The organism is Aquitalea magnusonii (assembly GCF_002217795.2).
GTDB classification, from domain to species: Bacteria; Pseudomonadota; Gammaproteobacteria; order Burkholderiales; family Chromobacteriaceae; genus Aquitalea; species Aquitalea magnusonii_B.
The window spans coordinates 543,463-560,123 of sequence record NZ_AP018823.1 but is presented as its reverse complement, the minus strand read 5'-3'; the positions used below and the strand labels follow the sequence as shown (position 1 = coordinate 560,123).

18 protein-coding genes are annotated in these 16,661 nt (G+C 60.2%); 12 read left to right on the top strand and 6 right to left on the bottom strand.

What is annotated here, in order from left to right; genetic code table 11:
- Positions 1 to 114 precede the first annotated feature (114 nt).
- Both iolG and DLM_RS02725 read left to right on the top strand, forming a co-directional pair.
- Positions 115 to 1,101: an inositol 2-dehydrogenase gene (gene iolG, locus DLM_RS02730; protein ID WP_089084905.1), complete on the top strand. Its 987-nt coding sequence runs from the start codon at positions 115 to 117 to the stop codon at positions 1,099 to 1,101.
- A 58-nt stretch (positions 1,102 to 1,159) separates the two neighbouring features.
- On the top strand, positions 1,160 to 2,176 hold the full coding sequence (locus DLM_RS02725; protein WP_089084906.1) for a Gfo/Idh/MocA family oxidoreductase: 1,017 nt from the start codon (positions 1,160 to 1,162) through the stop codon (positions 2,174 to 2,176).
- A gap of 207 nt (positions 2,177 to 2,383) precedes the next feature.
- Here the strand turns inward: DLM_RS02725 and DLM_RS02720 are convergent, their stop codons facing one another.
- Positions 2,384 to 3,856, bottom strand: a complete 1,473-nt coding sequence (locus DLM_RS02720) for an acetyl-CoA hydrolase/transferase family protein (RefSeq protein WP_231960166.1) — start codon at positions 3,854 to 3,856, stop codon at positions 2,384 to 2,386.
- A 532-nt stretch (positions 3,857 to 4,388) separates the two neighbouring features.
- Between DLM_RS02720 and DLM_RS02715 the strand changes: the two genes are divergently transcribed.
- From DLM_RS02715 to DLM_RS02695, 5 genes are all read left to right on the top strand, one after another.
- Positions 4,389 to 5,003, top strand: coding sequence for a TetR/AcrR family transcriptional regulator (locus DLM_RS02715; RefSeq protein ID WP_089084908.1), 615 nt, complete (start codon positions 4,389 to 4,391; stop codon positions 5,001 to 5,003).
- An 81-nt stretch (positions 5,004 to 5,084) separates the two neighbouring features.
- Positions 5,085 to 6,629 (top strand): efflux transporter outer membrane subunit, encoded by a 1,545-nt coding sequence (locus tag DLM_RS02710; protein ID WP_089084909.1) that lies wholly within the window; start codon positions 5,085 to 5,087, stop codon positions 6,627 to 6,629.
- A gap of 48 nt (positions 6,630 to 6,677) precedes the next feature.
- Positions 6,678 to 7,805, top strand: coding sequence for an efflux RND transporter periplasmic adaptor subunit (locus tag DLM_RS02705; protein WP_089084910.1), 1,128 nt, complete (start codon positions 6,678 to 6,680; stop codon positions 7,803 to 7,805).
- Positions 7,806 to 7,814: 9 nt separating this feature from the next.
- Positions 7,815 to 10,871 (top strand): efflux RND transporter permease subunit, encoded by a 3,057-nt coding sequence (locus tag DLM_RS02700; protein ID WP_089084911.1) that lies wholly within the window; start codon positions 7,815 to 7,817, stop codon positions 10,869 to 10,871.
- Between the two features lie 265 nt (positions 10,872 to 11,136).
- Positions 11,137 to 11,361 carry a hypothetical protein gene (locus tag DLM_RS02695; protein ID WP_089084912.1) on the top strand — a complete coding sequence of 75 codons (225 nt, stop codon included), beginning with the start codon at positions 11,137 to 11,139 and terminating at the stop codon, positions 11,359 to 11,361.
- A 137-nt stretch (positions 11,362 to 11,498) separates the two neighbouring features.
- On the opposite strand, the gene DLM_RS02690 is transcribed toward DLM_RS02695, so the two are convergent.
- Together DLM_RS02690 and DLM_RS22910 are read right to left on the bottom strand one after the other, a co-directional pair.
- On the bottom strand, positions 11,499 to 11,981 hold the full coding sequence (locus DLM_RS02690; RefSeq protein WP_089084913.1) for an Lrp/AsnC family transcriptional regulator: 483 nt from the start codon (positions 11,979 to 11,981) through the stop codon (positions 11,499 to 11,501).
- Positions 11,950 to 12,222, bottom strand: a complete 273-nt coding sequence (locus DLM_RS22910; protein ID WP_145985753.1) for a hypothetical protein — start codon at positions 12,220 to 12,222, stop codon at positions 11,950 to 11,952. The genes DLM_RS02690 and DLM_RS22910 overlap by 32 nt, the downstream gene beginning before the upstream one ends.
- Here DLM_RS22910 and DLM_RS02685 point away from each other — a divergent pair.
- Positions 12,221 to 12,697 carry an FKBP-type peptidyl-prolyl cis-trans isomerase gene (locus tag DLM_RS02685; protein ID WP_089084914.1) on the top strand — a complete coding sequence of 159 codons (477 nt, stop codon included), beginning with the start codon at positions 12,221 to 12,223 and terminating at the stop codon, positions 12,695 to 12,697. The genes DLM_RS22910 and DLM_RS02685 overlap by 2 nt on opposite strands.
- Before the next feature lie 211 nt (positions 12,698 to 12,908).
- Here the strand turns inward: DLM_RS02685 and DLM_RS02680 are convergent, their stop codons facing one another.
- Positions 12,909 to 13,793 carry a LysR substrate-binding domain-containing protein gene (locus tag DLM_RS02680; protein WP_089084915.1) on the bottom strand — a complete coding sequence of 295 codons (885 nt, stop codon included), beginning with the start codon at positions 13,791 to 13,793 and terminating at the stop codon, positions 12,909 to 12,911.
- 106 nt (positions 13,794 to 13,899) lie between these two features.
- On the opposite strand from DLM_RS02680, the gene DLM_RS02675 reads away from it, so the two are divergent.
- From DLM_RS02675 to DLM_RS02665, 3 genes are read left to right on the top strand one after another with little or no spacing between them, the layout of a single operon-like run.
- On the top strand, positions 13,900 to 14,220 hold the full coding sequence (locus tag DLM_RS02675) for a carboxymuconolactone decarboxylase family protein (RefSeq protein WP_089084916.1): 321 nt from the start codon (positions 13,900 to 13,902) through the stop codon (positions 14,218 to 14,220).
- Positions 14,221 to 14,227: 7 nt separating this feature from the next.
- Positions 14,228 to 14,620, top strand: coding sequence for a tautomerase family protein (locus DLM_RS02670; protein WP_089084917.1), 393 nt, complete (start codon positions 14,228 to 14,230; stop codon positions 14,618 to 14,620).
- A gap of 10 nt (positions 14,621 to 14,630) precedes the next feature.
- Positions 14,631 to 15,197, top strand: a complete 567-nt coding sequence (locus DLM_RS02665) for a DUF4865 family protein (RefSeq protein WP_089084918.1) — start codon at positions 14,631 to 14,633, stop codon at positions 15,195 to 15,197.
- 213 nt (positions 15,198 to 15,410) lie between these two features.
- Here the strand turns inward: DLM_RS02665 and DLM_RS02660 are convergent, their stop codons facing one another.
- A complete protein-coding gene (locus tag DLM_RS02660) occupies positions 15,411 to 15,557 on the bottom strand; it encodes a lmo0937 family membrane protein (protein WP_119313184.1) in 147 nt (48 codons plus the stop codon).
- Positions 15,558 to 15,632: 75 nt separating this feature from the next.
- The gene (locus DLM_RS02655) at positions 15,633 to 16,040 is read right to left on the bottom strand and encodes a PRC-barrel domain-containing protein (protein WP_089084919.1); all 408 of its coding nucleotides are present in this window, start codon (positions 16,038 to 16,040) and stop codon (positions 15,633 to 15,635) included.
- Positions 16,041 to 16,291: 251 nt separating this feature from the next.
- On the opposite strand from DLM_RS02655, the gene DLM_RS02650 reads away from it, so the two are divergent.
- Positions 16,292 to 16,582 (top strand): CsbD family protein, encoded by a 291-nt coding sequence (locus DLM_RS02650; RefSeq protein WP_089084920.1) that lies wholly within the window; start codon positions 16,292 to 16,294, stop codon positions 16,580 to 16,582.
- Positions 16,583 to 16,661: the final 79 nt, after the last annotated feature.

Sequence of the window (16,661 nt, the reverse complement as noted above, 5' to 3'; positions counted from 1 at the left end):
TGGAAAATATATTTCCAAAAAATTATTTTCAGAATTTTTTTTCTAACATATACTCATCAGCAAGCAGACCAGCCCGCAGCACGGTTGGCCAACAACACGTATGAGGAGACAGCAATGACCGCAGTAGCCCTGTTCGGTGCCGGCCGTATCGGCAAGATCCACGCCGCCAACCTGGCCGCCCAGCCTGGCGCACGCCTGAAGTATGTCGTCGACACTCACCAGCCTTCGGCGCAGGAACTGGCGGCGCAATATGGTGCCAGCGTGTGCGACATCGACAGTGCGCTGGCCGACCCGGAAGTGGGCGCCGTGGTGATTGCCTCCAGTACCGATACCCATGCCGACCTCATCCTGCGCGCCGCCGCGCGTGGCAAGGCCATCTTCTGCGAAAAGCCGGTAGACCTCACGCTGGAACGCGCCCGCCAGTGTGCCGCTGCAGTGAAAGAAGCAGGTGTGGCCTGCCTGATCGGCTTTCAGCGCCGCTACGACCCTACTTTTGCCGCGGTGAAAGCACGCATTGAAGCCGGTGAAATCGGCCAGCCTGAAGTGCTGGTAGTGACCAGCCGCGACCCCGGCGCACCGCCGGTGGACTACATCAAGCGCTCCGGCGGCATTTTCAAGGACATGCTGATTCACGACTTCGACATCTGCCGCTGGATTCTGGCTGACGAAGCCGTCAGCGTGCAGGCCACGGCCAGTGTGCTGACCGACCCGGCCATTGGCGAGGCAGGGGATGCCGACACCACCGCCGTCACCATCCGTACCCGCTCCGGCCGCCTGTGCCAGATCAACACCAGCCGCCGCGCTGCATATGGCTACGACCAGCGCTTTGAAGTGCTGGGCAGCCTGGGCATGTTGCAGGCCGGTAATCACCGCCCTACCGAAGTCACCGCCTATGGTGGCCAACACGTCAGCACTGATCTGCCGGAACATTTTTTCCTGGAACGCTACCGCGCCGCCTACGCGCTGGAAATGGCGCACTTCTTTGACGTGGTGCAGCGTGGCGTCACTCCGCGCACCACGGTGGAAGATGGCGTCAAGGCGCTGGAACTGGCCGATGCCGCTACCCGCTCCTGGCAGGAAAACCGTCTGATCAGTCTGTAAATCTTCCCGTCCGCCATCACATGCCCGCCGCCACCCTGTCGGCGGGCAGGGAGAAGTCATGTCTGAACTCAATATCGGCATTGTCGGCCTGGGCCGGCTTGGCCGCCGTCATGCGCTCAATCTGCGTGATCGCATTCGTGGTGCCCGGCTGGTGGCAGCCTGTTCGCCAGTGGATGAAGAACTGGACTGGGCCGCAGAGCACCTGCCGGGTGTACACCGCCACCATACGCTGGAGGCCATGCTGGCCGAACCCGACGTACAAGCGGTGTTCCTGGTTACCCCCACCGCGCTGCATGCCGGGCAGATCATCGCCTGCCTGCATACGGGCAAGCATGTGTTCTGCGAAAAGCCGCTGGCCTTGAATGTGGAAGATTGTCAGAAGGTGGAGGCCGTGGCTACCGCTTATCCGCAGCTCAAGGCCATGGTGGGTTTTGTGCGCCGTTTTGATGCCAGCTATCAGGACGCAGCGGAAAAACTGCAACAGGGGCTGGTAGGCCAGCCCTATCTGTTGCGCTCGCAAACCTGCGACCTGAACGACGAAAACGGCTTTTTCGTCAAGTTTGCCCCCAGCAGCGGCGGCATTTTCATGGATTGCAGCATTCACGATATCGACCTGGCGCGCTGGCTGCTGGGTTCGCCCAAACCGCTACGCGTCTGGGCCACTGGCACCAATGCGCTGCACCCGGCACTGGCCGATTGCGGCGATGTGGACAATGGCGTGGCCATGCTGGAATTTGCCGATGGCAAGCTGGCCTGCTTCTATGCCTCGCGCACCCAGGCGCATGGCCACGAAACCCTGACCGAAATCTTTGCCACTGCCGGGCGCTTGACTGTCGGTGCCAATCCGCGCGCCAACCGGGTGGACATCAGCGATGTCCATGGCGTGCGCAATGAATGTGTGCAGGACTTCTACCAGCGCTTTGCCGAGGCCTTTGTCAGCGAAGCCCAGCACTTTGTCGATGCCGTGCGACACGACCAGCCCTTGGCGCTCAGCCTGGCCGATGCCACCGAGGCCACCCGCATTGGCCTGGCCATCACCCAGGCACTGCGCAGCAAGCAGGTGGTGGCGCTGTAAACCGATACGCGCTTAAGGGCGGCAGATGATCGCCCCCTCTCGCTTTCTGAAAGGAAAGCGAGGCTCCCTTTCAGGGAAAGGGCGGGGGATTGGGAATAGATGGACAGGCTGCGGAATCAATCACTTGGCCGGCTCCAAGGCAATCGCACCAAATAACTTTGTCAACAGCCTGAGCCCTTGCTACTTAGCAAGGGCTTTTTGTTTCCATCAGTTGGGCCGCATGCTGCCCTGCTCCACCAGCCGCTCATGCCAGGACAGTGCTTCACCCAGCAGATGCGGAGTGTGCTTGCCCTTGCTGTCGCGGCAGGCGCGGTCGAAGTAATCCTGCAGCAGCGGGCGGTAGTCCGGGTGGGCACAATTGGCAATCACCGTGCGCGCACGCTGTTTGGGCGACAGGCCGCGCAAGTCGGCCAGGCCCTGTTCGGTGACGATGATGCAGACGTCGTGCTCGGTGTGGTCGACATGACTGACCATGGGCACGATGCAGGAAATCGCCCCGTTCTTGGCCGTACTGGGCGTGACAAAGCAGGACAAAAAGCCATTGCGGGCAAAATCACCAGAACCGCCAATGCCGTTGATGATGGAGGTGCCGGCCACATGGGTGGAATTGACGTTGCCGTACAAGTCGGCCTCCACCATGCCATTGATGCCGATGCAGCCCAGGCGGCGCACCAGTTCGGCATGATTGGAGATTTCCTGCGGCCGCAGCACGATGCGCTCGCGGTAGTGGTCGATATTGCGGGCAAACTCCTGCACCCCTTCCGGGCTGAGCGACAGCGCAGTGGCCGAGGCCATGCGGATGGTGTCGGTGCGGATCAAATCCAGCATGCCGTCCTGAATCACCTCGGTAAAGGCGGTCAGATTGCTGAAACCACCATCACGCAGGCCGCCCAGCACCGCATTGGCAATATTGCCGACGCCGGATTGCAGCGGCAGCAGGTTCTCCGGCAAACGGCCCATCCTGATTTCATGCTTGAGGAATTCCACCAGATGCCCGGCAATGCGCTGGCTGGTTTCGTCCGGCGGGGTAAAGCGGCCCAGGCGGTCCGGCGCATGGGTTTTCACCACCGCCACCACCTTGGCCGGGTCCACCCGCAGATAGGGTTCGCCAATGTGGTCGCCCGCCTGGGTCAACGGAATCGGCTGGCGGTTGGGTGGCAGTGCGGTGCCGTAATAGATGTCATGCATGCCATCCAGCCCCAGCGGCTGGGTGCTGTTGACTTCCAGAATCACCTTGTCGGCCAGGTCCAGCCAGGTCTTGTTATTACCGATGGAGGTGGACGGAATCAGCCGGCCATCCGGCAGGATGCCCGCCACTTCCACCACCGCCAGGTCGATCTTGCCCAGAAAGCCAAACCAGGTGTACTGCGCCACCTGGCCCAGATGCACATCCATATAGTCGATTTCGCCACGGTTGATGCGCGCGCGCAGCTCCGGGTCTGACTGGTAAGGCAGGCGAAAATCAATGCCACCGGCCTTGGCCAGTGCGCCATCCAGCTCTGGCGCGGTGGAGGCCCCGGTGAGCACACGCAAGGCGAACTTCTCGCCGCGTCCCTGCGCTGCTTCAATACGGCCAGCCAGCGCCAGCGGCACTGCCTTGGGGTAGCCCGAGCCGGTAAACCCGCTCATGCCCACGGTCATGCCTGGCTGGATGTGTGTGGCGGCCTCCTCAGCCGACATGATTTTCCCTGCCAGTCCGGCATGGTGAATGCGTTGTTCCACTTGTTGTTCCCTTGCAATTTCCGGCCTGTTGCGGCCTGGTGTTTTATCGAGCGTTGCGCCGGTCTGATAGAGCCGGCTTGTTTGCGGTTGCCAACTTTGCATTACGTTCACGTCAGCAGACCAAGCCTGCTACTAAAGCAGTTTCCGCCCGGCACGGGAAAACAAATCAAGACAAACATGACTCAGATCAAAACCTGTTTGACGAAACGTGATATAGGGTAGCCCTTGGTATTACGTCCACAATAAATGACAAATGAATTTATTTGCCGATAAAATCAAATTTAATGTCATAAAAATTAAATAAGCCCCCATCCACGGCAAACGCCTGACTCCACCACGCCTCCGGCAGCAAGCACCTCTCTTGTTCTGTATCAAATTTGCATCAAGCCACATCATTTGGCTGTCATTGAGCAAATTTCGGCTACGTCTGCTGGCTTTCATGATTAAAAATTGTTAGCGTCTAGGGGTTTTGGTAAATCAACCAAATACCATGCCAGCAACCATACCATTGCCGGATGCCAACCCACTCCCGGCAGACAAGGACAATCGCAGCCGCCTGATTGATGCCGCGCTGGAAGTCCTGCTGCGTGATGGCATCTTGGGCTTCAGCCAGAGCAAGGTGGCCAGGCAGGCCGGGCTGCGCCAAAGCCACTTGACCTACTACTTTCCCACCCGCAATGACTTGCTCACCGTGGTGGTGGAACATGGCTGCCAACTGGTCATCAATGCCCAGGGGTGTGCCGGGTCAGCAGCAGAATCAAGCCTGGAGAGTTTTCGCCAGCAGATGTGCGACAAAGTCTGTGACAGCCGGATTGCCCGCCTGATGGTGGCCGTGACGGTGGCCGCCGAAACCGACCCCAAGCTCAAAAGCTGGCTGAGCGACTTTGACCGCCGCATGCTGAACAACAAAAGAGAAGCATTCTTGCAATACGGCATCACCTGTAGTCACGACGAGCTGGCCCTGTTTCACAGCACCATTGCCGGCATCGCACTATGCAACCTCAATAGCTGCACCCCGGAAGACCATGCAGAAGCACGGCACCGCTTTCTGCTGGCCTTTGACCGGCTGATCCTTGGGTCACATCCGATTCAAAGATCAGAATAATCTTAAGAATCAACTCGCCCACAAGGCAGGACAATGCCAGAACCCTTCATCAGGCCTGGCATGTAATGAAACAGGAGCATCATGATGCATCCCACCTCCACTCCCGGCCGGCAACTGCGCAACCGGGCCGTTACCACGCAGCGGGCCTTGCTGCCCTTGCTGCTGGGCCTTGGCCTGGCAGGCTGCACACTGACACCCCCCACCCGCGCCCCGCAGATGGTGGACAGCCAGCTTAGCAGCTACGGCAGCAAACTGGCCGACCAGCACACCGCCGCCAGTAGCATCGCCATTGGCAACAGCGGCATTTCCCAGCATCTGGCCTATGGCCAGCAGCTACCCGCAGAATGGTGGCAGTTGTTCCGTTCGGATGCGCTGGACAAGCTGGTGCGCGAAGCCTTGCAGAACAACCCCAGCCTGACGGCGGCCCGCGCGGCCCTCAAGCAGGCTGAGGAAAACTACAATGCGGCCTCGGGCTCATTGCAATACCCATCGGTCAGCGGCCAACTGGGAGGCAACCGCCAGCGCCAGTTGCTCTCGGGCAGCACCCCCAGCGACTACAACGTGCTGAGCGCCGGGCTAAACGTGTCCTATACCCTGGACCTGTTTGGTGCCAACCGCCAGCAATTGCTGGGACTGATGGCGGCCACCGATTATCAGCGCTACCAACTGGAAGCCACTTACCAGACCTTGATTTTCAATGTGGTGACCACTGCCATCCAGGAAGCTTCACAACGCGCCCAATTGCAAGCCACGCAGGAAATGCTGGCCGCCAGCGAGCAGCAACTGCGCATCGTGGAACAACAGGCAAAACTGGGCGCGGTGGGCCGCAGCAGCGTGCTGTCGCAAGCCACACTGGTGGCACAAACCCGCGCGCAACTCTCGCCGCTGGAAAAAGCACTGGACCTCACCCGCCACCAGTTGGCGGTCTATGTCGGCAAACTGCCGTCAGAACAAGGTCTGCCTGAATTCACCCTGGACAGCCTGCAACTGCCTGCGGAACTGCCGGTGTCGCTGCCCTCCGAGCTGGTACGCCAGCGTCCGGACATCCGCGCCAGCGAAGCCCTGCTGCAACAGGCGGGAGCCAATGTCGGCGTAGCCACCGCCAACCAGTATCCGCAAATCAACCTCACCGGCAGCTTCACCCGTGAGCGCCTGTTTGTCGGTCCGGCCACGGCCGGGCTGAGCCTGTGGAGCATTGGTGCCGGGGTCAGTCAGTCGCTGTTTGACGGTGGTGCGCTGCGCGCCAAGAAACGTGCTGCCGACGCCGCCTTTGAACAGGCCCAGGCGCAGTATCGGGACACCGTGCTCAAGGGCTTCCAGAACGTAGCGGACAGCCTGCGCGCAGTCAGTGCCGATGCCAGCACCCTGCAAGCCCAGGCCCTGGCCGAGGCTCAGGCGCGCGAAACCCTGCAACTGACCGAAAAACGCTTCCGCCTGGGCGCGGTAAGCCAGTTGGCCCTGCTGGACGCACAGCGCAGTTGGCAGCAGGCACGCATCAATCTGATCAGCGCCAGCGCCAGTCGCCATGCCGACTCCGCAGCGCTATTCCTGGCACTGGGCGGTGGCTGGTGGAACCGCAACACCAGCACCGACCATGCCGATCAGACCACCCAGGCCAGCCGCTAAGCCCGGCACGCAAACAACACGCAATCTAGAGATAAAAGGGAAAGCAATATGACCAAGCGAATGTTCATCATGCTGGGAGGCATAGTGCTGCTGGTAGTGGTACTGGGGCTGGGCTTCTTCATGCATATCCGCAACCTGATGGCTGCAGCGCCCAAGCCGGCACCGCAAATTGTCAGCACCATCACTGCCAAGAGCAGTAGCTGGCAGCCGCAGCTCAAGTCGGTCGGCACGCTCAGCGCAGTGCATGGCGTGGATATCAGCAGCGAAGTGGCCGGGCAGGTACGCAGCGTCAACTTTAAGTCCGGCCAGGATGTAAAAGCCGGCGATGTGCTGGTACAGCTGAATGCCGATGCGGATATCGCGCAACTGCATTCCCTGGAAGCGGCAGCCGAGCTGGCGGCCATCACGCTGAAACGCGATCAGGCACAGTTGGCCGTACAAGGTGTGGCCCAGGCCCAGGTGGATAACGATGCGGCTGACCTGAAAAGCAAGAAGGCGCAAGTGGCACAACAAGCTGCGCTGGTGGCCAAGAAAACCATCCGCGCACCTTTTGCCGGGCGGGTGGGCATCACCAGCGTCAATCCGGGGCAGTATCTGAATGCCGGTGACAAGATTGTCACCCTGCAGCAGATCGACCCGATCTATGTCGACTTCAACCTGCCGCAAAGCCAACTGGCTGCCGTCAGCGTGGGCCAGAAAGTGCTCATCAAGACCGACGGCACCGCCGACAAGACCTTTACCGGCAGTGTGAACGCCATCAATCCCAAGATCGACACCAGCACCCGCAATGTGCAGGTACAGGCGCTGATCGCCAATCCGGGCCGCAAGCTGCTGCCCGGCATGTTTGCCAACGCCAGCCTGGACACCGGCAAGCAGCAGTCCTACCTCACCCTGCCGCAGACTGCCATTACCTATAACGCCTACGGCTCCACCGTGTTCGTGGTGGTACCCGCCGGCAAGGATGCTGCGGCTGCCGGTGGCAGCCTGATGGCCAAGCAGGTATTTGTGCAGACCGGACCGACCCGCGGCGACCAGGTGGCCATTCTCAGCGGCGTGAAAGAAGGTGAACAAGTAGTGACTTCGGGTCAGGTCAAGCTGAAAAACGGTATTGCTGTTGCCATCAACAACAGCGTACAGCCGGCCAACAACCCCAATCCGACTCCGCAGGAACAGTAAGGGCGCGCCATGAACTTTACCGATATCTTCATCCGGAGACCGGTGCTGGCCACCACCATCAGCTTGCTGCTGGTGGTGCTGGGCTTGCGCTCGCTGTTTGGCCTGCCGGTCAACCAGTATCCGCAAACCCAGAATGCCGTGGTTACCGTTTCCACCACCTATTACGGTGCGGATGCCAAGACCATTGCCGGCTTCATCACCCAGCCGCTGGAAGGGGCGATTGCCCAGGCTCAGGGCATCGACTACATGTCCTCCACCAGCGATAGCGGGGTGTCCACCATCACCGCCAACCTGCGGCTGAACTACGATGCCAACCGGGCGCTCACCGAGATCAATACCCAGGTCAATACCGTGAAAAACCAGTTGCCCGCCCAGGCGCAGCAGCCGGTGCTCACCGTGCAGACCGGGCAAACCACCGATGCCATGTATCTGGGCTTTTACAGCAAGACCCTGGCCAACAACTCGGTGACCGACTTCCTGAACCGGGTGGTCAAGCCCAAGCTGGACGCCATTCCCGGCGTGCAGACTGCCGAATTGCTGGGTGCGCGCCAGTTTGCGCTGCGCGCCTGGCTGGATGCCGACAAGATGGCGGCCCACGGCGTGACGGCCACCGATGTGAGCAATGCCCTGGCCAGCAATAACGTGCTGGCCGCCGTGGGCAAGAGCAAGGGGCAGATGGTCAGCATTCCGCTCACCGCCGCCACCGACTTGCACAGCGTGGAAGAGTTCAAGAAGCTGGCCATCAAGCAAAACGGCGACGCCATTGTGCGGCTGGAAGACATCGCCAATGTCACGCTGGGCTCGGAAAACTACGAATTCAACGTTGCCTTCAGTGGCGAACGTTCGGTATTCATCGGCATCAAGGTGGCCCCGGAGGCCAATATCCTGGATGTGGCCAAGAGCGTGCGCGAGGCCTTCCCGGCCATCCAGCAGCAACTGCCCTCCGGCCTCACCGGACAGGTTGTCTACGACTCCACCGACTTCATCAACACCTCCATCCACGAGGTAGTGAAAACCCTGCTGGAAGCACTGGTCATCGTTACCGTGGTGATCTTCCTGTTCCTGGGCAGCTTCCGCGCGGTGCTGGTGCCGGTGATTGCCATGCCGCTGTCGCTGATCGGTACCTTTTTCATGATGCTGGTGCTGGGTTACTCCATCAACCTGCTAACCTTGCTGGCGCTGGTACTGGCCATCGGCCTGGTGGTGGACGATGCCATCATCGTGGTGGAAAACGTTGACCGCCACATGAAGGAAGGCAAAACACCGTTTGAGGCATCCATCATCGCTGCGCGCGAACTGGGCAGCCCGATTCTGGCCATGACCGTGGTACTGGTGGCCGTGTATGTGCCCATCGGCTTCCAGGGGGGGCTGACCGGCGCGCTGTTTACCGAATTTGCCTTTACCCTGGCCTCGGCCGTTACGGTATCCGGCGTGGTGGCGCTCACCCTGTCACCCATGATGTGCTCGCGCTTTTTCCGCCCGGAACAGGATGAAGGCCGTCTGGTAAAAGCCATCGACCACACCTTTGAAAAAGTGCAGAACGGCTACCGCCGCCTGCTGCACAGCCTGCTGGAAACCTGGCCGGTACTGGTGGTGATGGCGGCCATCATGCTGGCGCTGCTGGGTCTGATGACCAAGATGTCCCAATCCGAACTGGCCCCCGAAGAAGATCAGGGCATCGTGATGGGACAGCTTGTCGGCTCCCCCACCGCCACCGCCGACCAGATGCTGACCTATGCCCAGCAAATGTACGCCATCAGCAAGGCCACCCCGGAATACGCGCAGATGTTCCAGATTACCGGTACCCCCACGGTGAATGCCGGTATTGGCGGCGTACTACTCAAGCCCTGGGAAGAACGCGGCCGCAACGCCAAGGAAATCCAGCAGGATTTGCAAGAGCGCTGGAACAAGATTGCCGGTGTACGGGTAGCGGCCTTCCAGTTCCCGCCGCTGCCGGGTTCCTCGGGCCTGCCGGTGCAGTTTGTCATCAAGACCACCGAGCCGTTTGAAAACCTCAATGAAGTGGCCCAGCAACTGCTGGACAAGGCGCGCAGTTCCGGCAAGTTCTATTTTGCCGACCTGGACCTGAAAATCGATGCACCGCAAACCACCGTGGTGATTGACCGGGACAAAGCCACCGCCATGGGCATGACCCAGCAGGATGTGGCCAATGCGATGAGCGCGGCCATGGGCGGCGGCTATGTCAATTACTTCTCGATTGATGGCCGTTCTTACAAGGTGATTCCGCAATTGCTGCAAAAGGACAGACAAAACCCCGCGCAACTGCTGGACTACCAGGTACGCACGCCCAATTCCGGGATGATTGCCCTGTCCACCATCGCCAAACTGAAAACCGAAGTGGTGCCGGAATCCATCACCCGCTTCCAGCAACAAAACTCGGCCACCCTGTCCGGCGTATCCGGTCAGGCACAAGGCGAAGTGCTCAAATACCTGGAAGACACGCTGAAGGAAATTGCCCCCAGCGGCTACACCGTGGACTATGCCGGCCCTTCGCGTCAGTTCAGCCAGGAATCCGGTGGCTTTGCCCTTACCATGCTGTTTGCCATCATCATCGTGTTCCTGACGCTGGCCGCGCTGTTTGAAAGCTTCCGCGATCCGGTGGTGATCCTGGTGTCAGTACCGCTGGCACTGTTTGGCGCGATGATCTTCATCTTCCTGGGCTTCTCCTCTATCAATATCTACACCGAGGTAGGGCTGGTGACACTGATGGGTCTGATCAGCAAGCACGGCATCCTGATTGTGGAAGTTGCCAACGACCTGCGCAGCAAGGGTGCCAGCAAGCTGGATGCCATTGTCGGTGCGGCAGAAATCCGCTTGCGCCCCATCCTGATGACCACGGCTGCCATGGTGTTTGGCGTCATTCCGCTGGTGATTGCCTCTGGTGCCGGTGCTGCCGGGCGCCATGCCATGGGGCTGGTGATTTTCAGCGGCTTGTCCATCGGTACGCTGTTCACCCTGTTCGTGGTACCGGCCATGTATATGGCACTGGCCTCGGAACACGTCAGCAAGGACAAAGCGGCGGTGGCTGCGCCTGATAGCGTCTGACCGCAGCCTTGCTTGTCAGCAAGCCCGCCTGGTGCGGGCTTTTTTCATGCCCGCCAGCGGCTAAATAATGATTTGTTGACCTAGGCAAAATGGATGGCAGGGAAAATCACCTAAGATCAATCCATCAGCAGCTACAGGGCCGGCCATGCTGCACATGGCCTCAAGTGAATATCTGGCGCTTTGAGTTGTGATGCCCCACCGGGCGTCTGGTCCTGCATGCTGTCATTCTGTCTTTGCAAGACATCCCCCAACAGGAGATAACACAATGGACAAGGCAATCAAGGCAGCCATGGAAGGCTTGCTACGTGTTGCAACTGGCGAAACCCCGCATATCCGCCGCGCCAATTGCCCGGAAAACGGTTCGGCTGATCGCCAGCCAGACTGCCCGGCCTGCCAGGCCATCGAAAGAGCGGAACGGCTGCTGCAACCGCAATGGGCAGACAAATCGCAACTGCTGGAAACCATGATCCGCCGCCTGGACATCGGCTGAAGCAGCACGCGCGCGGCACACCGTGCCAGGCAGCCGCAAGGCAGCAGGCTTAGCGATCGCATGGCGCCAGCCCTGTTGCCTGCCGCGACTGACCGTGTAGCAGGCAGCGCCACGCCAGGCGCACGCACCCAATCTGCTTAGCGCGGCAAGGGAAGGCGGGTGCTGGATTTCACTTCCTTCAGCGCCAGATTGGAATGGATGGAGCTGATGCCGGGAATCATCCGCAACTGCTCCACAAAATGACTGTAGTCATCCAGATCACTGGCCAGCACCACCAGCAAGTAGTCCGCATCGCCGGTAATCTTGTGGCAGGACAGCACCTGCTCATTGTCGCGCATCAGTTCCTCGAAATGATTGGGCTGCTTGTCACCCACATTGCCAAATCGCAGGCTGACATAGGCCAGCACATCCAGCCCCAGCTTGCGCCGGTCCAGATTGGCCTGATAGCCCTTGATATAGCCCTCCTCCTCCAGCCGCTTGAGCCGCCGCCAGCAGGGCGTCACGCTGAGCGACAAGTGCTCGGCCAGTTTGGGTGTCGACATGGCACCGTCTTGCTGCAAATGCTGCAAGATGGCCCTGTCTACCGGGTCAAGACCCGTTGCTGCTTTGTATTTGCTCATTGCGGTGCCAGTTTGGTGATTTCTTGGCAAATCTTGCCGCAAATCCAGCCAGAAAAGCAAAATACCCAGCCGCATGCCGCACGGTCGGCGCGCAGACCACCCAGCCCTGCCTTGCCATCGGCAGGCAGCGCGCAGCGCACCCCGGCAGCAGGCAGAACGACGCTGCTTCTTGGCACGCAGTTGACACGCCAGCAGCGAACTGCCAACCTTCCGGCTTCCATCGATTTGCCACTTCCATCATGAAAATCACCCAGAACACCGCCGTTACCCTGCGCATGAAAGTCACCGACAGCCAAGGCCAGGTTTACGATGACGGCAAGCACCCGGTCTCCTACCTGCACGGCGATTACGACAATCTGTTTCCCAAGCTGGAAGCGGCGCTGGAAGGCCAGGAAGCCGGCTATCAAACCACACTGCAACTGGCCACCGAAGATACGTTTGGCGAACGCGACGAAGCGCTGGTCACGACCATGCCCAAGGCTGAATTCCCGCCCGGCATCAAGGTGGGGGGGCAAATCCGCCGCCCAGGCCCGGATGGCCAGGCGCGCTACTACTTTGTCACCAAGATCAAGGGCCCTACCGTTCTGCTGGATGGCAATCACCCGCTGTGCGGCAAAACCCTGCGTTTTGCCATCCAGGTACTGGACGTGCGCGCCGCCACGGCGGAAGAAATTGCCCACCAGCATGTGCATGGCGAGCACGGGCATCAGCACTGAGCACCCGCAGCAGATTGCCAGACATCACCCAGCCCTCCCGCCACGGAGGGCTTTTTTGTCTGCCTGGCCGCTTAGCGCGGCTAAAAAACAAGGCAGCCGCCCTGAGGCAAGCCAGGCCGATGCAGACACGACCAGCACGACGGCAACAAGCCACAACGCGGTAACAGGTTTTATGCTGGCGACCGTTGCCCGCTAGCGCTTGGCACACCGCTCAATCGCGGCTCAGGCCATACAGATATCCATGCAAGGCATGACGGACAATGTCCGATAGCCGTTCAGCGCCCGCCGCCATCGCCGCTTCGGCCCGATACAGCACTAACTGGATCTCCGGCAGGGCGGGCAAATCCTGGCGCAGTTGCAGTGTGTCGGGCAAACCGGCTGCGGTTCGCACCGTCACGCCCAGGCCCGCCGCCACTGCAGCCCATATCCCGCTCAGGCTGCTGCTGCAAAAGGCCTGCCGCCAGGCCAGGCCTGCCTGTTCCAGGGCGCTGCAAGCCGCGGTGCGCATCAGACAGGGAGCCTCAAACGCCACCAAGGGGATGGCATCGCCCGGCACACACGCAAGCGGGCTGGACTTGCTGTCTATCCAGCACAGCGGCAACGTCGCCATGCGCTGCTGATACGGCCAGGGCTGGCCGCCATCCCAGGCCAGGACCAGGTCAAGCTCCCCTTTGGCCAGGCCATCCAGCAGTTGCTGATTGCGTGCCACTTTTACCTCCAGCCGGAACTGCGGATGGGCACGGGAAAACTGTCCCAGAATGGCGGGCAGCAGCGATTCGCCAAAGTCCTCCTGCATGCCAAAACGTATCCAGCCTTGCTCCAGCCCGCTGCCTTGCACCGCCTGCACCGCCTCGTCATTCAGCGCCAGCAAGCGGCGCGCATAGGCCAGCATGACTTCTCCGGCGGGCGTCAGCACCAAGCCTCTGCCGGCCTTGCGCGTCAGGGGCTGGCCGGCTTGTTCTTCCAGCTTTTTGAGCTGGGCGCTGATGGCGGAGGTGGAGCGGTTCATGCGCTGGGCGGCCAAGGCAAAGCTGCCCATCTCCACCCCGGACACAAAGCTGCGCAGTACATCCAGGTCCAGGCTGATACGGCTCACGACAATAGTCCCAAAAAATTGAACAATAAGAAAAAAACATTTTGATTATCAAAATCATTCTGACTGCTTAAGCTGGGTGCTGTCAAAAACAGCAAGGAAATCCGGCATGTCCACCCCTTCTTCTCACTGCATGCAAAACATGGCCAAGGAGGCCGCCAAGCTGGCCGATATCACCCAAGCGCTCTTGTTTGGCGACATCTGGCAACGCCCCGGCCTGAGCCCGCGCGAACGCAGCATTGCCACGGTTGCCGCCCTCACCGCGCTATACCGGCTGGAGCAACTGCCGTTTCACTTGCAATTGGCCATGGACAACGGCATCAGCCGGGCCGAACTGGGCGAACTCATCACCCATCTGGCCTTTTACGCCGGCTGGCCTGCCGCGGCCTCGGCGGTGGATGTGCTGGCCACCATTCCGCAGGGAAAGTGAGTACCGCATGCCCTATACCCGTATCGCACTGGCGGCAGGCAAGCCGCCATCCTGGCTGAAAGCCATCTCGGACAGCCTGCAGCAGGCATTGGAAGAAAGTTTTGAGGTGCCTGCCGGCGACTGTTTTCAGGTATTCCAGCAATGCCAGCCTGGTGAATTGGTGTTTGACCGGGAATATTTTTCCGCTGCGCGCAGTGAGGATTTCATTCTGTTTCACATCACCGCAGGGCGCGCACGCAGCAGCGCCTGCAAGCGCGCCTTTTTTGCCCGGCTGGCCGAACGGCTGGAAGCCAGCCCCGGCCTGCGCCCAGAGGACATCATGGTGGTGATCAGCACCACCGGACTGGAAGACTGGTCATTTGGCAAGGGCAAGTCTGCACTGCCAGAACACGACCGCTAGGAGACACCTCATGCTCGCCATGCAATACCGTTTTGTCCTGCCCGCCGACTACGATATGGCCATCATCCGCCAGCGCATCCGTGAACGCGGTCATCTGCTGGATGGCTTTCCCCACCTGGAATGGAAAGCCTACCTGTGGTCCGCACATGATGTCCGGCAGCCGGATACCCTCAATACCTATGCGCCGCTCTATCTTTGGCAGGATAACGAGGGCATCAACCAGTTTCTGGCCAGCCCCGGTTTCCAGGCACTGTGTGCCGACTTCGGCAGACCGCAAATCGATATCTGGTCGGTATGGCACTGCAGCGGCAGCGCGGAGATGGCTGCAGCGGCGCACTGTCATCAGCAAACCCTCCCCATTGCACCCGGCCAATCATTGCAGGCACTGCGCCAGCAGGAGCAAGCGCTTGCCACCGCGCTGCACAGGCAAGGTGCCTTATGTGTGCTGAGTGCCTTCGATCCACATCAATGGCGCTTGCTGCGCCTGTCGGCATGGCCTGCGTCACCGGATGACAGGCAACTGGAGACAAGTACGGCCTGCTATCAGATCGGGTATGTCGCAAGCAAGCGAGGATAGCCGCCGCAGCCTTGCGGTATCACCGCTTGCCATGCGTGGCCGAAGCACCTTGGCAAGGCTGCACAGTGCGTAGCAGCAAAAATCGGCACGGTGGCGTTTTTTGCCATCCGTGGACATGGCAGCGCACGGCGCGGCAAGATTGCTGCGCATTGCACCCATGGCTACACCACCTTGCGCCCATGCTGGCAGCAACACGGTTTGCTGCCAGCATGGCTAGAGACGACGCCCCTGCAGCACACGCACCAGCACCACGACCAGCATCCACACCAGCAGCAGGTGGATCAGGCCACCCATGGTGTAGGAAGAGACCATCCCCAAGGCCCACAGCAAAAACAGCATCACCGCCATTGCTTCCAACATGATGACACGCCTGCCAAGAGGCGTGCGATAGCGGGCTGATGCTCATGTTCACACCAGCCGCATGGCCAACCAGACTTACTCGCCGTACAGGTCGGTACCGTAAAAATCATGGACGATGGCGGCCCAGGTGGGGTCGGCCATGTCCGGCCACTGCGCCTTGTCAAAACCCGGCGCATGGGCAAAGCGATCCTTGCTGACATTCAGCATGAAGCGCCTGTTGATGGCATCCAGCACCAGTGCGCGCCAGGGCACGGCAAACAGCTTGCCACCGATGCCCATGAAACCACCAAAGGCCAGCACGGCATATTCCACTTTCCCGCTGCTGACATTGAGCATGATCTCCCTGATATCTCCCAGAACTTCACCCTGACGGTTGACAACAGCATCACCGGTCAGCGTACTGGCCCCCATCAGATAGCTGCCCGACCCGCTGCTGCTGCTGCTGCGGTGACTGCCATCCGTATTGTGATTCATCTGCTCCATTACCCTCTCCTGTGCCTGAAGTGTCGCTCGCTTGTGCCACAAGCAACACGTATTGATGGTGAATACTTGCTTCTACTCCCCGCGGCAGAGGCGCTCTGTTCGGCAACACACCGAAGTCAGGCAAATCACACTGCGCTAGCTGTGTTCAAGGTGTGCGCTGGCGTACAGACCACCGCCATGGCCGCGCCCAAGCTACAGACAGGCCAAGGCACGCCATGTGGCGCAGCACGCCATCCGCAAAGGAGTAGTCCATGGGCAATTCAGCAGAACAAGACAAGGCCACGGCCAGCACACTGGCTGCCGACGAAGTCAGTCACCACGGCAGTGGGCTGCACCTGCCCAGCACCGAAGAACTCAAAGGCAAATGGAAGGAGCACCTAGGGGCCGCCAAAATTGTCTGGGGCAAGCTGACGGACGACGAATTGCTGCGCGCCGAAGGCGAGGTACAGCAACTGGCCGGGCTGATCCAGCAGCGCTATGCCGTGTCGCGTGAAGAAGCTGAGCGTCAGGTCAAGCAATTCCTGGACACGCACAAGTCATAGCGGCATGCCCAGCCGAGGCCGGACTGGTCCGGCCTGTGTCACACGGTTCGGTCACAGCCATTCACATCATGCAACACGC

Coding starts and splice junctions, on each gene's coding strand:
- iolG (WP_089084905.1), top strand. CDS start 115: ATGACCGCAGTAGCCCTGTTCGGTGCCGGCCGTATCGGCAAGATCCAC.
- DLM_RS02725 (WP_089084906.1), top strand. CDS start 1,160: ATGTCTGAACTCAATATCGGCATTGTCGGCCTGGGCCGGCTTGGCCGC.
- DLM_RS02720 (WP_231960166.1), bottom strand. CDS start 3,856: ATGTCGGCTGAGGAGGCCGCCACACACATCCAGCCAGGCATGACCGTG.
- DLM_RS02715 (WP_089084908.1), top strand. CDS start 4,389: ATGCCAGCAACCATACCATTGCCGGATGCCAACCCACTCCCGGCAGAC.
- DLM_RS02710 (WP_089084909.1), top strand. CDS start 5,085: ATGATGCATCCCACCTCCACTCCCGGCCGGCAACTGCGCAACCGGGCC.
- DLM_RS02705 (WP_089084910.1), top strand. CDS start 6,678: ATGACCAAGCGAATGTTCATCATGCTGGGAGGCATAGTGCTGCTGGTA.
- DLM_RS02700 (WP_089084911.1), top strand. CDS start 7,815: ATGAACTTTACCGATATCTTCATCCGGAGACCGGTGCTGGCCACCACC.
- DLM_RS02695 (WP_089084912.1), top strand. CDS start 11,137: ATGGACAAGGCAATCAAGGCAGCCATGGAAGGCTTGCTACGTGTTGCA.
- DLM_RS02690 (WP_089084913.1), bottom strand. CDS start 11,981: ATGAGCAAATACAAAGCAGCAACGGGTCTTGACCCGGTAGACAGGGCC.
- DLM_RS02685 (WP_089084914.1), top strand. CDS start 12,221: ATGAAAATCACCCAGAACACCGCCGTTACCCTGCGCATGAAAGTCACC.
- DLM_RS22910 (WP_145985753.1), bottom strand. CDS start 12,222: ATGATGGAAGTGGCAAATCGATGGAAGCCGGAAGGTTGGCAGTTCGCT.
- DLM_RS02675 (WP_089084916.1), top strand. CDS start 13,900: ATGTCCACCCCTTCTTCTCACTGCATGCAAAACATGGCCAAGGAGGCC.
- DLM_RS02670 (WP_089084917.1), top strand. CDS start 14,228: ATGCCCTATACCCGTATCGCACTGGCGGCAGGCAAGCCGCCATCCTGG.
- DLM_RS02665 (WP_089084918.1), top strand. CDS start 14,631: ATGCTCGCCATGCAATACCGTTTTGTCCTGCCCGCCGACTACGATATG.
- DLM_RS02660 (WP_119313184.1), bottom strand. CDS start 15,557: ATGTTGGAAGCAATGGCGGTGATGCTGTTTTTGCTGTGGGCCTTGGGG.
- DLM_RS02655 (WP_089084919.1), bottom strand. CDS start 16,040: ATGGAGCAGATGAATCACAATACGGATGGCAGTCACCGCAGCAGCAGC.
- DLM_RS02650 (WP_089084920.1), top strand. CDS start 16,292: ATGGGCAATTCAGCAGAACAAGACAAGGCCACGGCCAGCACACTGGCT.